Annotated in this window: 9 protein-coding genes; 6 read left to right on the top strand and 3 right to left on the bottom strand. The window is 64.8% G+C overall.

Annotated elements, in window-relative coordinates; genetic code table 11:
- The first annotated feature begins 5 nt into the window (after positions 1–5).
- Positions 6–2003, top strand: coding sequence for a galactan 5-O-arabinofuranosyltransferase (locus tag QM588_RS21730; RefSeq protein WP_283316473.1), 1998 nt, complete (start codon positions 6–8; stop codon positions 2001–2003).
- 391 nt (positions 2004–2394) lie between these two features.
- On the opposite strand, the gene QM588_RS21725 is transcribed toward QM588_RS21730, so the two are convergent.
- Both QM588_RS21725 and QM588_RS21720 read right to left on the bottom strand, forming a co-directional pair.
- Entirely contained in the window at positions 2395–3822 is a 1428-nt protein-coding gene (locus tag QM588_RS21725) for an amidase (RefSeq protein WP_283316472.1), read from the bottom strand.
- Positions 3823–3829: 7 nt separating this feature from the next.
- Entirely contained in the window at positions 3830–4225 is a 396-nt protein-coding gene (locus QM588_RS21720) for a YybH family protein (RefSeq protein WP_283316470.1), read from the bottom strand.
- Positions 4226–4388: 163 nt separating this feature from the next.
- On the opposite strand from QM588_RS21720, the gene QM588_RS21715 reads away from it, so the two are divergent.
- The 5 genes from QM588_RS21715 (at position 4389) to QM588_RS21695 (ending at position 15323) form a co-directional block, all read left to right on the top strand.
- Positions 4389–5363, top strand: coding sequence for a helix-turn-helix transcriptional regulator (locus tag QM588_RS21715; protein ID WP_283316468.1), 975 nt, complete (start codon positions 4389–4391; stop codon positions 5361–5363).
- A gap of 290 nt (positions 5364–5653) precedes the next feature.
- A complete protein-coding gene (locus tag QM588_RS21710) occupies positions 5654–7423 on the top strand; it encodes a glycosyl transferase (protein WP_283316467.1) in 1770 nt (589 codons plus the stop codon).
- Positions 7401–10604, top strand: a complete 3204-nt coding sequence (locus QM588_RS21705; RefSeq protein ID WP_283316466.1) for an arabinosyltransferase domain-containing protein — start codon at positions 7401–7403, stop codon at positions 10602–10604. Before QM588_RS21710 ends, QM588_RS21705 begins: the two co-directional genes overlap by 23 nt.
- 75 nt (positions 10605–10679) lie before the next feature.
- A complete protein-coding gene (locus QM588_RS21700) occupies positions 10680–13997 on the top strand; it encodes an arabinosyltransferase domain-containing protein (protein WP_442972961.1) in 3318 nt (1105 codons plus the stop codon).
- Positions 13998–14360: 363 nt separating this feature from the next.
- A complete protein-coding gene (locus tag QM588_RS21695) occupies positions 14361–15323 on the top strand; it encodes a hypothetical protein (RefSeq protein WP_283316464.1) in 963 nt (320 codons plus the stop codon).
- 152 nt (positions 15324–15475) lie between these two features.
- Here QM588_RS21695 and QM588_RS21690 read toward each other — a convergent pair whose 3' ends face one another.
- Positions 15476–17020, bottom strand: coding sequence for an acyl-CoA carboxylase subunit beta (locus QM588_RS21690; RefSeq protein WP_027494804.1), 1545 nt, complete (start codon positions 17018–17020; stop codon positions 15476–15478).
- Between the last annotated feature and the right edge of the window lie 3 nt (positions 17021–17023).

Below are 17023 nucleotides of genomic sequence, written 5' to 3'. Positions count from 1 at the left end.
TCTCGATGACTGACGGAGTTGCACCGGCTCGCAGAACCGCCTCTGCCGTCGGGGAGGTCGCTCTCGGTGCGCTCGTCGCAGTCGTGGTGGCGACGGTCGGGCTGTACGCCTTCTCACTGGTTCAGTGGCCGGCGTTCAACTCGTCCAACGTCACTCGCGCTCTGACAACTCTGGGCCAGGTGGTAGCCGCGGCACTGTTCGCGTCATCCATCTACCTGTATCGAATCCGCAAGTGGCCCTGGTTCGCTCGACTTGCGGCGTGGGTCGGGCTCTCCGGCTTCGTCACCGTCACCCTCGGTATGCCCCTTGCGGCAACGAAGCTGTACCTGTTCGGCATTTCCGTCGACCAGGAGTTTCGGACCGAATACCTGACGCGTCTGACGGATTCGGCGTCGTTGCGCGACATGACGTACGTCGACATTCCGCCGTTCTACCCCGCAGGCTGGTTCTGGCTCGGTGGACGCGTGGGCAACCTGCTGGGCATGGACGGCTGGGAAGTGTTCAAGCCGTACGCAATCGGACTGCTTGCCGTGACGTCGGTGATCGGATTCGTACTGTGGAAGGCCCTGATCCGCAGCGACTGGGCCGTCGCAGTCAGTGCTGTCACGACTGCATTGGTTGTCGCCTACGCCTCCCCCGAGGCCTACAGCGCCGTCATCGTGCTGCTGTTCGCCCCGGCATTGCTCCTGGCCTGGGGCGCGTTGCATCGGCCCGTCACTCCTGTCACCGACGGGGTTGGAGCGGCCACCCCCGTCGGGATCAATGTGGCATCCAGTCGGTCAGACGGCAAGAATGGGACATTTATCCCTACGGGGGGACGCGCAGCAGGCGGATGGGGAGCGGTGGTCGGTACCGGCCTCTTCCTCGGCCTGGCCGCGACGTTCTACACCCTGTACCTCGGCTTGGCCGCGTTCACCGTGGTGCTCATGGCCCTGTTCGCCGCCGTTCTCGCCTATCGCGAGCGCAAGACCTGGCGGGCCCTGATTCCCATCGCAACCAAGGTGGCGGCGATCGCCGTCATCTCGGGCCTCATAGCCGCGACGGTGTGGCTGCCGTACCTGATCGACTTCCTGCGCGGCGCACCGTCCACGTCGGGCACAGCGTTGCACTACCTACCGGAAGCCGGTGCGACGCTTCCCTTCCCGATGTTCGAGTTCTCGATGATGGGCATTCTGTGCCTCATCGGAACGATATGGGTCGCAGTACGTTTCTCGTCCTCACGCCGAGCGCAGGCACTCGGGGTCGGCGTCGTCGCGGTATACCTGTGGACGTTGCTGTCCATGGCCGCCACGGCTGCGGGCACCACACTGCTCTCGTTCCGACTCGAAGCGGTTCTCATCGTATTGCTCGGCAGCGCGGGCGTTTTCGGATTCCTCGAAGGCAGCCATGCGATCTACCAGGCCATCAACGAGCCACCCAAGTTCCGTATCGCTGCCGTCGTCGTCGCAACCATCGGGGCAATGGCCTTCGCGCAGAACATCCCCCAGGTACTACAGAGCGAGATCACCGTCGCGTACTCCGACACCGACGGCGACGGCAACCGTGCAGACATGCGCCCGCCGAGCGCCGTGTCGTACTACCGGGAAGTCGACGACGCCCTGACCGAGCAGACCGGTCGACCGCGCGACGAGACAGTGCTGCTCACCGCGGACACCTCGTTCCTGAGCTACTACCCGTACTTCGGGTTCCAAGGACTGACGTCGCACTACGCCAATCCACTGGCGCAGTTCGATCAGCGAGCCGACGCCATCGAGCGGTGGACCGAGCTCGAGACTCCCGACCAGATGATCGAGGCGCTCGACACGAGCCAATGGCGCGCTCCCGACGCCTTCCTGTTTCGCCGCGGTGCCGACGGCTACACCCTGCGCCTGGCCGAGGACGTCTACCCCAACGACCCCAACGTGCGCCGCTACACCGTCACCTTCCCCGAATCACTGTTCGAGGATCCGCGGTTCACCGTCACCGACATCGGCCCCTTCGCATTGGTGGTTCGAACTACCTGACAGGGTGTTTCACCTTGCGCGTGCAATCGAGCTTCGCCGTGGAGTAGCGCGTTGCCGTAGAGGCAGGTGCCCGCGATCCACGAGCGAGCCGGTATCGACGTCGGGTGATCCGCGCACCGCATGAAGAAGTCGACGAAGAGGCCAACCATGCGCACGAGCCGTGGCACACATCAGCGGTTGCTACCGCTGATGTGTGCCACCCGAGATTTCCGATGACCGGTCCACTGGGTGCATCGGCCGATTCCACAAGAATTCTCACCGACCCCACCGGATACAGGAGCACCATCAGGCGCGGCCGTGTTGCCGGCGTCGGCTTGACCTTGAAAGGAGCAGTGAGTGATGGAACCACCACACTCGGTCGACACCATCCGCGAGCTGCCTCGATACCGGTTCAGGGTATGGCGTCGTAGCTCCCGATCCACGGTCGTTTCGCTTCGATCACCCGGCCGACTCTGAGCAACGTCGTCTCGGCTCGGTGCCGCCCGGCGATCTGGAATCCGACGGGCTTTCCGTCAGAGGTCATCCCGGCTGGCACAGTGAGTGCTGGTGCGCCGAGCATGTTGTACGGGTACGTGAGCAGCCAGTCGAGCACTTGCTCCCGGACGCTGCGTCCATCCAGCCACTTCGGGGCGAACTGGTCGAGCGGAAACGCTGCGCTGGTCAGCGTCGGTGACACAACGACGTCGAAGCGGGTGAGAAACTCTGTCCAGGTGTTCCACATCGCGCCTCGTTCGGCGTCGGCGCGGCCCACATCGACAGCGGTTGTGCGTTCGGCGTCGGCCATGATCTCGATCAGATTGTCGTCGACTTTTCCGCGCATGGACTGCCAATCGAATAGGTCGTACGCGGTCGAGAAGCCCGGTACCCAGGTCGAATTCCACATCGCCTGTGAGGGCGGCCGCCAATCCGGACCTGCCTGTGTGATGTCCGCACCGGCGTCGGACAGCACATCGAGCACCTGCTCACACTGGCGCAAGACCTCCGGGTCCACATGCTGCCCTGTACCGAGGTCCGGCGACCAGGCAATTTTCATCCCGGTGATGTCGCTGTCGTGCCTCTGCAGGAACGGGCTTCGGGCCTCCGGGAGAGACAGCGGATCCGACACATCGGGACCGGCGAGAACGTCCAACATCAAAGCGTTGTCATCGATCGTTCGTGTGATCGGTCCGTGGAACAACCAGGTGTTGTAGCGGCCAGGGAATAGAGTCTGCGGAATAACGCCCGTTGTGGGCTTGAGCCCCACTGTGCCGCAGAGCGATGAGGGGATGCGCACCGATCCAGCTCCATCGCTTCCTTCTGCGAGTGGAGTTACACCGGCGGCCACCGAAGCCGCGGCCCCACCGCTGGAACCACCGGCAGTGTGTCCGTGGGCAAACGGATTGTGGGTCGGTCCGAACAGATGGTTGTCGCATCCGCCGTAGTAGCCCATTTCCGGGGTGTTCGTCTTGCCGATGAACAGGCCCCCGGACTCACGCATGCGGGTCACTATCGCCGCATCGGTGGTACCGAGCCTGTCCGCGAACGGCTGGAAGCCCATCGTGAAGGGCAACCCTCGCATTTCCGTCAGGTCCTTGATGGTGTACGGCACACCGTGTAGCGCGCCTCGAAAGTCCCCGGTTCGCGCTTCGTCATCGAGTGTGCGCGCGTCGGCCATGACCTGGTCTCGATCGACGTAGATGAGAGCATTCAACGTCGGGTTGGTGGCATCCAACCGATCGAGTGCCGCCTCAGCGACGTCGACCACACGCAGATCTCCACTTTTCACAGCAGCCGCGAGATCCGAGGCGGACAGGTGTCGATAGTCGTCCAAATTTGTCATGTTCGCCTCACGCCTGCTCGTCGGATTCTGCATTCCAAATGTCCGTTTCGTAACGCCATCCATTGGGCGTCAGCATCCAGAACACGACGTATTTCAGTCCGCTCTTCGATGTGGACCCGTCTGCACTCGCCATCGTCAGATCGCCTCGACCGATTTCGCGAGCTACGTCTCCGAAGAAGTCGAGTGCGACGGTTTCGAGTTCGATAGCGACACCCCCGGCATCGATGACCCCTTGCCAGAACGACGCGATCTCGTCTCGGCCGTGCACGGTGGGACCGCCAGGAGGCAGCAGGATCGCGTTGTCGACATACACGCTGGCGACCCCGGCGCCATCCCCCCGCGAAAAGGCTTCACCGAAGCCGCGGTTGAGGTCTTCGATCTGACTCAAATGATCTGACGACATCTGTGTGCCTCTCGTTCGTACTGGTGGAGGCTGTAAACATATGAGCGGATGGGCATCGCCCGACATACGTCAAGTTGCGTATCTTTCGGTCTTGAAACTCCGTTTCAACCGGCGACGCGTAACCTGATCGAGGACCGGCTACCGATCCGAGGTGAGGCCATCCATGGATTTCGAGCACACTTTGAGCGAGGTCTCGTGGGTCGCGGCGGAGAGCATTCCGGCTCATGTGGAGCGGGACGCCCATCAAATTTTGGCACTGATCAACGAGTGGATCCCGCTGGCGGGTTGCTCGGTGGCGGCATATGACCCGGTCGAGCGTCGCCACCTGACGGTTGCAAGCGACGGATACCCGCCGAGCGTCGTCGAGTATCTCGACACAGGGTTCGTCACACGAGACGAAGCATTCTCATTCATGGAGAACGTAGATCCCACTCCTCGCCGCTGGCGCGATTTTCCTTTCGACTACGGGAGATCATTTTCGATACAGGAGGTCTTCGGTCCGAACGGGTACACGGACGGTACGACGATGCGTCTGTACACACGCGACGGCCGATACACCGGATGTCTGCACCTGAACGCTGACAGTGAGGTGGCCCTGGCGGGGCCCACCGTCACCCACCTTCTCCGTCTCCAAGGCGTTCTCGGCGCGCTGGTCGACAAAAATCGTGCCATCGCAGGTCTGTTGGCAACGATGCCCACGGCCGCCGACGGAACAGCGCTGGTCCGTCTCGACGGTTCCATCGCAGAGGTCGCAGGTACAGAGCAGGGCCCAATGCTGACGGCCGACTCCGACCTGGTATCCGCGCTACTGCGCTTCTCCCAGTCCGGGGTCAGCAAGATCAGCAGGTGGAGAGATCACCGCGGCCGGTGGCACACCGTCCATACCCAGGCCGTACCCGGCGGTCTACTGGTCCGCGAGTCGACCGAACCGCTTCCCTACATGCTCACGTCGGCGGAATTGCAGGTTCTGGACGGCCTCACCCGCGGGTCTACCAACAGTGCCATCGCATCGTCGATCGGTTGCTCGGCTCGCACGATCGGCAAGCATCTCGAACATATCTTCATCAAGATCGGTTGTGGCACAAGGTCTCACGCGGCAGTAATCGCAGCGTCACAAGGACTGACCGTCCTACAGTGAAGCACTGCAACACGTTCTGTGAGGGTAGGACGCGCTCTTCGGGATATGACGCCGGCGGGCATTGCCGCCATCCCCGCCACCAGTGGCCGGTCGGCACAGATCAGGTGTCGTCCGGCTGCCAACCGGGTTACATCTACGCGGAGACCAGTCGGCCGGAGTATCGATCTTGTGCACAGCGCTACAGCCGGACGAAATGGCGACCCACAATCAGCGAGCGCGTCACTACCCACCTATGTGACCCAGGTCGTTCGAGTTTTCGCCCACCGTGATCTTTCTGTAATCTCGACGCGATGACCACCCACGACCAGAGCGTTCTCGAGCGGCAGCCGACCACGGCACCGGCTCGACACTCCGGCGCCGGGCGTGGCGACGTCGTGGCGGCCGTCGGATTTCTGATCGCCGCCGTGTACGTCCTGCAGGGCCAATGGCGCAATCTGAACGGCGGCTACCTCTACAACAGTGGCCAGGACCAGACGATGTGGGAGTGGTTCTTCTCCGTTGCCGCCCATGCCGTCGCGCATCTGGACAATCCACTGTCGAGTGACCTGCAGAATTACCCGCTCGGGGTGAATCTGATGGCGAACACGGCGATGTTCGGCATCTCCATCCCGCTCGCTCCGATCACGCTGTTGTTCGGACCCACCGTCACCTGGGCAATTGCACTCACCGCAGGCCTCGCCGGCACCTCGTTCGCCTGGTACTGGCTGTTCTCGCGTCAGCTGAACGCGTCCAAAGGTGCCGCCGCAATGGGCGGCGCGCTGTGCGGCTTCGCGCCCGGTGCCATCTCCCACGCCAACGGCCACCCGAATTTCGTGGTGCTGTTCCTACTGCCCGTCATCGCGATGCTGGTCACCCGCATCGCCCACGGCGGCGGAACCACCAAGAACACCGTCGGGCTCGGCTTGATCGTCGCGCTGCAGATACTGCTCGGCGAAGAACCGCTGCTGATCTTCGCGATGTCGTTCGGCATCTTCACCGTCGTCTACTACCTGTCGCGCCCGCGTTCCCTGTGGCCCGCCGTCCGCAACGCCGTTCCCCGACTCGCGGTGTCCGCCGGCATCGCGTTGACGCTCGTGGCGTTTCCGCTGTGGTGGCAGTTCTTCGGCCCGCAGTCGTACTCGTTCCTCGAACACGGACCGATGGGCAACGACGCCAAGGCCCTGTTCCAGTTCCCGACGCAATCCCTCGGCGGCGAGGCGACTCCGGGTCAGAACGTCCGCATCAATGCCACCGAGGAGAACGCCTACTTCGGCTGGCCGCTGCTGGTGCTGTGCCTGGTCGCGGCGGTCTGGATGTGGCGTGTTGCCTGCGCCAGGGCCGCGGCAGCCACGGCCATAGTCATGAGCGTGCTCTCGCTCGGCGCAACTCTGATGATCGGCAAGAACGACACCGGCATCACCCTGCCGTGGACGAAACTCGCCGAATACCCACTCGTCGAATCCGTCCTCGAGACCCGCTTCGCGCTCGGTGCGGTACCCGCCCTGGCCCTCCTGCTTGTCCTCGCGACCGATCGGACGTTCCGCAACGGACTGCGGCCGCTGCCGGCATTCTGGATCGCCGGACTCGCCCTCGCCCTCGTTCCGCTGATACCGACCCCGCTGGTCACCGTCGACAAATCCCCCACGCCCCGGTTCTTCGCCGACGGCGACTGGCAGAACTACGTCGACGACGGTTCCGTCGTCACCGTCCCACTGCCACGACCCGAGGACGCCCGGCCGCTGCGTTGGCAGATGGACGCGGACATGGGCTTCACGCTGGCCGCCGGATACTTCGTCGGACCGAGCGATCAGGAAGAGAAGGTCGCCAAGTACGGCGCCGTCGATCGCCCGACGGCGCTGCTGCTCGGCTCGGTCTACGACTCCGGCACCGTCCCCGAGATCACCGCCGACCAACGAAGCCAGGCGGCGCAGGACATGAGCTTCTGGGAAGCCGACGTCGTGGTACTGCCGCCGAGCAAGAACACCGTCGCCCTGCGCAGCACGGTCACCGAGCTGCTCGACGTCCAGCCGCAATACACCGGCGGCGTATGGGTGTGGGATGTGCGCTCGCTCGTCCAATAGCATCGCCGGTGTGCCTGCGACCGCTTCGAACCTGACGACCGCCCGGCTGATAGCGATCGTCACCGGCATCATCGGTGCCGTTCTGGCCATCGCCACTCCGCTGCTACCGGTACAGCAGGACGTCTCCACGCTGTCCTGGCCGCAGAGCTCGTTCGGCAGCGTCAACGCCCCGCTGGTGAGCTACTCCCCGCTCGATCTGGACGCGACGATCCAGTGCAGTACTGCCGCTCGACTCGACGGCGGTGGCACGCTGATGTCCACCGCTCCGATCGCGGCGGCGAAAACCGAGCAGCGAGCACTGACCGTCCGGGTCGACGACGATCGACTGCAGGTACTGCTGCGCGATCGCGTTCTCGCCGAGGCTCCGGTGTCAGACCTGGCCTCCGACTGCGCATTGACCATCTCCTCGAACGCCTCTCGCACGGTTGTCGACCTCGGCGGCGCGGCCACCACTGTCGACGGCGACGTTCGACCCCAGGTCGTCGGTATCTTCACCGACCTCACCGCGCCGGTCGACGGTCTGAACGTGCGCGTGGACATCGACTCCCGTTACTCCTCGACCCCGACGACGTTCAAGCTGCTGGCGATGATCGTCGGCGCGCTGGCCGTCGTCGCCTCCCTGTTCGCACTGCATCGCCTCGACAGCGTGGACGGTCGACGTCACCGCCGCTTCCTGCCGTCGCGCTGGAAGTCCGTCACCGGCGTCGACGCCGTCGTCGTCGGAGTGTTGGTGTTGTGGCACTTCATCGGTGCCAACACCTCGGACGACGGCTACCTGCTCAACATGGCCCGCGTCTCCGAGCACGCCGGATACATGGCCAACTACTTCCGCTGGTTCGGCGTTCCCGAAGCACCGTTCGGCATGCCGTACTACGACATGCTGGCTGCCCTCGCCAAAGTCAGCACCGCCAGCATCTGGATGCGTCTGCCCGCCACCATCGCTGCTCTGCTGTGCTGGCTCGTCATCAGCCGCGAGGTCATCCCCCGCCTCGGGCGCGCGGTACTGAGCAACCGGGTGGCACTGTGGACCGCAGGCCTGGTGTTCCTCGCCTTCTGGCTGCCCTACGACAACGGGCTGCGCCCGGAACCCGTCATCGCCCTGGGCGCGCTGCTCACGTGGTGCTCGATCGAGCGTGCCATCGCCACCGGACGACTGTTGCCCGCCGCGGTCGGCACACTGATCGCCGCGTTCTCCCTCGCCGCCGGACCCACCGGACTGATCGCCGTCGCCGCGCTGCTCGCCGGACTGCGCCCGATCGTGATGATCGTCGTCAAACGAGCTCGGCAGGTGGGCGCGCTCGCGGTCCTCGCGCCCCTGATCGCGTCGGGACTGGCCGTCGTGATCGCGATCTTCGCCGACCAAACCCTGAGCACCGTGCTCGAAGCGACCCGAGTGCGCTCGGCCATCGGACCGAACGTGCCGTGGTTCGAGGAACGAGTGCGCTGGGACGCGTTGATGACCATCTCCCCCGACGGCTCGCTCGCCCGACGATTCGGCATGTTCGCGATGCTGCTGTGCATCGTCGTCTGCATCGCGGTGATGCTCCGCAAGAACGGACGCATCCCCGGCACCGCCACCGGGCCATCGCGTCGGATACTCGGGATCGTCTTGGGCGCACTGGCTCTGATGATGTTCACCCCCACCAAGTGGACCCACCACTTCGGTGTGTACGCCGGTCTCGCCGCGTCTCTCGGCGCACTGGCAGCGGTGGCCGTCACCGCGGCCACCGTCCGATCCCCGCGTAACAGAACGCTGTTCACGGCCGCAGTGCTGTTCCTGACGGCCGTGGCGTTCACCAGCTCGAACGGTTGGTGGTACGTCTCGAGTTACGGCATTCCGTGGTTCGACAAGCCGCCGTCCATTGCCGGCAAGGGCTTCTCGACCATCCTGCTCGGCCTCACGGTGCTGACCCTGTTGTATGCGGCGTACCAACATGTCCGATTGCCCTATCGCACAGCGGAAACCACCACGCGTCGACGCTTCGCGCCCTCCGCATTGACCATCGTCGCCGGCGCCGTCGTCGCATTCGAAGTGCTCTCGTTCGCCAAAGGCGCTGTGGCGCAATACCCTGCGTACTCCATCGCCCGCTCCAACTTCTCCGCACTCGCCGGCAACTCGTGCGGACTCGCCGGTGACGTGCAGGTGGAGACCGACGTCAACGGATCCGTCCTGCAGCCGATCGATCCCGCCGCGGATGCGCTGGGAGCAGGTGGCAGCACCGGATTCACCCCGGACGGCGTCGCCGAGGACCTCACGGCCGATTCCGAGGACACCGCCCAGGGCGGTGCCAACTCCATCCGCCCCGAGGACTCCGAAGAGAGCGCGTCGGCAACCTCGTCGAACTCCGCAGGCACCTCGGGCGGAACCAACGAGAACGTCGGAATCAACGGCAGCACAGTCGCTCTGCCGTTCGGGCTGAACCCCGAAACGACCCCGGTCCTCGGCAGCTTCGGAGCCACCGAACCCGCGTCCTTGACCTCCGGTTGGTATTCGCTGCCTGACGAGGGCGACCTGATCGCCATCGCCGCCGCAGGCCGAATCCGCTCAGTGGACAAGGACGGCATCGTCACCGAAGGCCAACGCGTCGAACTGGAATACGGACGCCGCGACGGCGGAGACGTCCAGGCGCTCGGCCGCGTCACGCCACTCGACATCGGCCCCGCACCGTCGTGGCGCAACCTGCGGGTACCGATGAGCGACCTACCCGCCGACGCGGACGTCGTTCGCATCGTCGCCGAGGACAGCGACCTGGCCGGGGATCAGTGGCTCGCCGTCACCCCGCCGCGCGTCCCGAAGACGCAGACGCTCAACTCGCTGGTCGGATCGACCGATCCGGTGTTGCTGGACTGGGCCGTCGGGCTCGCGTTTCCGTGCCAGCGCCCGTTCGATCACCGTGACGGCGTCGCCGAGGTGCCGAAGTACCGGATCCTGCCCGACCGAACCGGAGCCGAATCCACCAACGCATGGCAGGACTCGTTCGGCGGCGGCCCGCTGGGGTGGACCGAACTGCTTCTCGGTGCCCAGACTCTGCCGTCGTATCTCGCCGACGACTACGCCCGCGATTGGGGGTCGATCGAGAGATACACGCCACTCGATCCGGCTGCCGCGACCGCCGGGATCACCGTCGAGCAACAGTCTCGGTCGGGACTGTCCAGCGACGGACCGATGAAGACCGGCTGATTCCCTGTTTCTCCAACGGATCCGGGGACGGCGCCTGTGTGACCTCGAAGTCACGCTCGCATAACATCGACAATCGTGCCCGACGTCGTGACAGATTCATCAGCTGGTCCCCCCGTCCCCGCTCCGCTCGGAGCCTCGGACGAACTTCGTGCTCAGGTACGGATTCCCCGGCTGATAGCGATGGTGGCCGGCATACTCGGCGTGCTGTTCGCACTGATCACTCCGTTCGCACCCGTCACGCAGACCACCGCGAGCATCGAGTGGCCGCAGAACGGCCTCCTACAGGACGTGGACGCCCCACTGGTGTCCCAGGCACCCCTGCGACTGTCCGCCACCCTCCCGTGCTCTGCTGTGGCCGCACTACCCGCGTCGGGCGGGCTGTTGCTGGCGACCGCACCCCCGCAAGGTGAGGGTGCCGCACTCAACAGCCTGTTCGTTCGCGTCGGCGAGTCGAACGTCGATGTCCTCGACCGCAACGTCGTCGTCGCGACGGCACCGCGCGCCGACGTCCAGAGCACGCGCTGCGCCGCCATCGAGATCACCTCGAACGACCAGTACACCTCCGCAGCCTTCACCGGACTGACCGACGACAGCGGCCAACCCCTCCAGGGTCGGCTCGACGGCGACCTCCGTCCGCAGGTAGTCGGCATCTTCAGTGATCTCAGTGGCGCGGCCCCGGCCGACATGTCGGTCACCGTCGACGTCGACTCCCGCTTCTCGTCGACTCCGACCATCCTGAAGTCGTTGATCATGGTGCTGGCGATCGCCTGCACGTTGTTGGCCATGGGCGCGCTCGCACGGCTCGACGGCACCGACCGCCGCGCGCACCGCCGCTTCTTCCCGTCCCACTGGTGGAAGTTCACCGGCGTCGACGTCACGGTTCTCGGAGTCCTCGTCGGCTGGCACTTCGTCGGAGCCAACACCTCCGACGACGGCTACCTGCTCACCATGGCCCGCGCGGCCGAACATTCCGGCTACATGGCCAACTACTTCCGCTGGTTCGGCGTCCCCGAGGCACCGTTCGGCTGGTATTACGACGTCCTGGCCGTCTTCGCCAAGATCTCGACCGCCAGCCCGTGGATGCGCCTGCCCGCCCTGATCGCCGGAGTCCTGTGCTGGATGGTGATCAGCCGCGAGGTGGTGCCGCGACTCGGACGCGCCGTGCGCAAGTCGAACGTGGCGCTGTGGACCGGCGGATTGGTGTTCCTCGCTTTCTGGCTCCCCTACAACAACGGACTGCGTCCCGAGCCCATCGTCGCCCTCGGCGCACTGTTGACCTGGTGCTCGATCGAACGTTCCATCGCCACCGGAAGACTGCTCCCCGCCGCAGCCGCCTGCCTCATCGGCGCCTTCACCCTGGCTGCCGCGCCCACCGGATTGATGTGTGTGGCAGCGCTTCTCGCCGGGGCCCGGCCCATCGCTCGCATCGTGGTCCGACGTCACCGGCAGGTCGGCACCCTCGCCATGCTGGCACCGTTGGCCGCTGCCGGAGTCCTCGTCCTCGTCGTCGTGTTCGCCGACCAGACCTACGCGACGGTCATCGAATCCACGCGAGTGCGCACCATCATCGGCCCCAACGAGGCCTGGTACCAAGACTTCCTGCGGTACTACTACCTCTTCGTCCAGACCGTCGACGGTTCCGTGGCCCGCCGCTTCGCGTTCCTCGCGATGCTCCTGTGCCTGTTCACCACGCTGTTCGTGCTCCTGCGCCGCCGACGCATTCCCGGCATCGCGAACGGGCCCGCGTGGCGACTGCTCGGCGTCGTCCTCGGAACCATCTTCTTCATGATGTTCAACCCCACCAAGTGGACTCACCACTTCGGTTCCTACGCCGGAATCGCCGGTGGGCTCGCCGCACTGACCGCAGTGGCCGTCTCGGCCAGCGCACTGCGCTCACGCCGAAACCGGTCACTGTTCACAGCCGGCCTGATGTTCGTTCTGGCACTGTCGTTCTCGGGCATCAACGGCTACTGGTACGTCTCGAGCTACGGCGTGCCGTGGTTCGACAAGACGGTCTCGCTCGGCGGCAACGAATCCGGCTCGTTGTTCCTCGTCCTCTTCGGACTGGTCCTCGCCGTCGCGGCATTCCAGTATCTACGTGAGGGATACGCACCGCCACAACCGAAACCGACGTCGGCGCGCGGCAAACGCATTCGGAAGTTCGCCGCCGCACCACTGACCGTCATCGCCGGAATCATGGTGCTGTTCGAGGTCCTGTCCCTCGTCAAGGGTGCCGTCTCCCAATATCCCGCCTACTCTCTCGCACGCTCCAATGTGCAATCGGTACTGGGAAATTCGTGCGGACTCGCCAACGACGTGCTCGTCGAAGCCGACCCCAACGCGGACGTACTGAGCCCACTGCCGGGCGAATTCGATCCCATAGCAGGACCCCTCGGCGGAGCCAGCGACACCCTGCGCAACTTCACCGCCAACGGAATCCCCAGCGATCTAAGTGCCGACGCCGTGGAAGTCAAACCAGGACAAGGCAATACCGACCAACAAGCCGTCGGACCCGCCTTCGAGGAAGGCCAGAGCTCGGGCACAGCAGGAGGCACCGGCGCACTGGGCGTCAACGGCTCCACCGCCGCCCTGCCCTTCGGACTCGACCCCGCCACCACACCCGTCCTCGGCTCCTACCAAGAGGGAATCCAGGAACCGGCCAAGGCCACCTCGAGCTGGTACCAGCTACCTGCCCGCAGCGACGACGCACCACTCGTCGTGTTCTCCGCAGCCGGACGCATCTGGTCCTACGACGACACCGGTGCCCTCACCTACGGCCAATCGCTGCTGCTCGAATACGGCAAGCGTCAGCCCGACGGAAGCGTCCAGGCACAGGGCACCTATCTGCCCCGCGACATCGGACCCGCCCCCTCGTGGCGCAATCTACGAGTTCCGTTGGCAGACATCGCACCCGACGCCGACGCCGTCCGCATCGTCGCCAACGACCCCAACCTCACCGGCGACCAATGGCTCGCATTCACCCCGCCGCGAGTACCGGTGATGGAAAATCTGAACACCATGATCGGCAGTGAGCAGCCCGTTCTGCTCGACTGGGCCGTCGGACTTCAGTTCCCATGCCAACGACCGTTCGACCACCGCTACGGCGTCGCCGAGGTACCCGGCTACCGCATCCTCCCCGACCGCCCACTGGCCGTCAGCTCCACCGACACCTGGCAATCCGGCGAAAACGGCGGACCGCTGGGATGGTCCGAACTACTCGCCAAACCAGTCGCCGTCCCCACCTACCTCAAAAACGACTGGGCCAGGGACTGGGGCTCACTGGAACGCTACGAGCAGTACTACCCCAACGCCGTACCCGCGGACCTGCAAACCGGAGAAGCCACGCGATCGGGATTCTACGAAGACGGACAGCTGCGAGTCTTCGAGAATTAGCCCACCCAGCCCCTTTCCGTGGTGTCGCCCGCTCGCTCCGCGTGGTGCCGCCCGCCCCGCGTGAATGGACCCTTGCACACGTCTCGACCGTGCAAGGGTCCATTCATGTCTCGGCCCGTTGTGGGTCAATGGACCCTTGCATACGTCTGAGCGCGTCTACGGTCCATTCACCTTCCGGTGGGTGCACGACTGCGGACGCTCTCCTATCCTTCGCGGGCGCGCCCTAGCATCCAACTCCGACAGCGTCGTCCGGATCGGGACTGGTAGGCCGATCCATCCACAGGCTCGGCGGCTATCCACAGACACCGGGCGACAGCGCCGGAACGCAACGAAGGTGTCGGTGCCGAATTCCACTCTTCGGGCATGAGAAGACGACTATGGAACGCGGGTTCATTGTTCGAGCTGAGCTCGACCGGCGTCGTGACGCGCCGGCAGCTTCGCGAAGCGCGCGTGAGTGACGCAGCGATCGACAGCAGATGCGCGGCCGGCGGTCCGTGGCAGCGGTTGCTGCCGGGTGTCGTGCTGCTGCGTAACGGTCATCCGTCGACGCTGGAGCGGTCAGCCGCGGCGCTCGCATACGGCGGCCCGAAGAGCATGATCACCGGCTGCGTCGGGCTCGATTCGTTCGGATATGGCACCAACGGATCCGCCGGGGAGGTTCATCTACTGCTACCCGCGGAGATGCGTCGGGCATCGGTGTCCTTCGTCCGAGCAGAGCGGACGTGGCGGCTTCCCGAGCCGATCACCAAGGGCAGCATTCGAGTTGCCCCTCTGGTGCGGTCATTGGTCGACGCCACACGGGCCGCGAAATCCGAGGCGCGATGCATCACCCTGCTGACCGAGGTGCTCCAAAGAGGGAGCGTATCCATCGAGGAGATCGCTCGCGAACTGGCCGAGGGGCCACGTCGCTACAGCGCGCTCACTCGCCGTGTATTGAGCGACTTGTGGGACAACGCGCACTCGGTGGCGGAACTCGAAGACCAGCGACTGTACCGAACCAGCGGTCTGCCTGCGATGACACACAACTGCGACATCTACGCCCGGAGCGGAGAGTTCATCGCCAACACCGACGGGTGGATCGACGCCGTCGGACTGGCCCGAGAAATCGATTCCATCGCGCACCATCTGTCACCGGCCGACTACCAACGGACCCAAGCCCGGCGCAACCGAATGCAGGCCCACGGACTGATCGTCGTGTCCCATTCACCACAAGACATCCGCGATCGGCCCAACCAGGTGCTCGACGACTTGCGTATGAACTATCAGCACGCTCTCGCCAGACCGCGACCGGATGTGGTGATGGTTCCGCGCGAATCAACCGCGTGAATGGACCATCTAACACGTCTGACCGGTGCAGTGGCTCATTGACACCGAACCAGCGGATGCGTGAATGGACCTCCGCATACGTCTGACCGGTGCAGTGGTTCATTGACGCGAACGGGAGCGAAGCGACCCCCGACGTAGACGGGCGCGGTTCGCTAGATCGGCAGCAAGGAGTGCTTACGCGGACTCTTGTGTACTTCCTTGTCTTTCAGGATGTGCAGAGCCTTGCGAATTTCGAGGCGCGTTTGCGAGGGCTCGATGACGGCGTCGATGTAGCCACGCTCGGCGGCGATCCAGGGGGTTGCGACATGCTCGTTGTAGAAGTTTATGAGCTGCTTGCGCAACGCCGGAGCGTTCTCGCCTGCCTCGGCGAGTTGCTTGCGACTCATGATGTTGATGGCACCTTCGGCACCCATGACGGCGATGCGGGCGGTCGGCCAGGCGAGGTTGATGTCGGATCCGAGCTGCTTCGAGCCCATCACCGCGTATCCGCCGCCGTACGACTTACGAATCACGACAGTCAGTTTCGGCACCGTCGCTTCGACGAACGAGAAGATGAAGCGGCCACCGCGATGGATGACGCCGAGGGTTTCCTGGTCGACGCCGGGCAGGAAGCCGGGTGTGTCGACGAGGAAGATGATCGGAATGTTGTAGGCGTCGCTGAGGCGGATGAACCGAGCACATTTGTCCGCTGCCTTGGCATCGAGTGCCCCGGATAGGTGCATCGGCTGATTGGCGACGATTCCCACCGGTCGACCGTCGACGCGGGCGAAGCCGGTGATGACGTTCTGTGCAGTCTGGGCGGCGATCTCGTGGAACTCGCCGTCGTCGAAGATGCGCAGGATGATGTCGTGCATGTCGTAACCGGCGTTGTCGGCGTCGGGCATGAACGAGTCGAGCGTGCGATCGGATTCGGTGATCTCCGGCTCGAGCCCCGGGTTGATCACCGGTGCCTCTTCCTGGCAGCTCGACGGCAGGTAGCTCAGGTAGTTCCGAATCCAGTCGAATGCGGCCTTCTCGTCGGCAGCGACGTGGTGCACGTTGCCGTTGATGGCCTGGACGCGGGCACTGCCGAGTTCGTCGAGGCTGACGTCCTCTCCGGTGACGGACTTGATGACGTCCGGCCCGGTGACGAACATGTACGCCTCTTCGGTGGCGACGACGATGTCGGTGTTGATCGGTGCGTACACCGCGCCACCGGCGCATTTGCCGAGGATCAACGAGATCTGCGGGCACAGGCCGGAGAGCGCCTCATGGCGTCGACCCAGTTCGGCGTACCACGCAAGGGAGGTGACGGCGTCCTGCACGCGAGCTCCACCGGAGTCGTTGATGCCGACGACCGGGCAGCCCATCTTGATCGCGAAATCCATGATGCCGGCGACCTTGCGGCCGAACATCTCGCCGACGGTTCCGCCGAACACGGTCTGATCGTGGGAGAACACGGCGATCGGACGGCCGTCGACGGTTCCGTGCCCGGTGACGACGCCGTCGCTGTAGAGGGCACCCGGATCGTTCGGGGCCTTCACCAGCGCGCCGATCTCGACGAAACTGCCGGGGTCGAGCAGCGAGTTCACGCGATCTCGGGCGCTGGGTATGCCCTTCTTGGCGCGCTTGGCGATGCCGATCTCGCCGGCCGGTTCCTTGGCCAGTTCCAGCCTCGCCCGTAGCTCGGCCAGCTTCTCCGCAGTGGTGCCACTCAAAAT

It is taken from the genome of Rhodococcus sp. IEGM 1354 (assembly GCF_030056855.1).
GTDB lineage: Bacteria > Actinomycetota > Actinomycetes > Mycobacteriales > Mycobacteriaceae > Rhodococcoides.
Note: the sequence above shows the minus strand (reverse complement) of the source record. Positions and strands in the feature narration are given on the sequence as shown.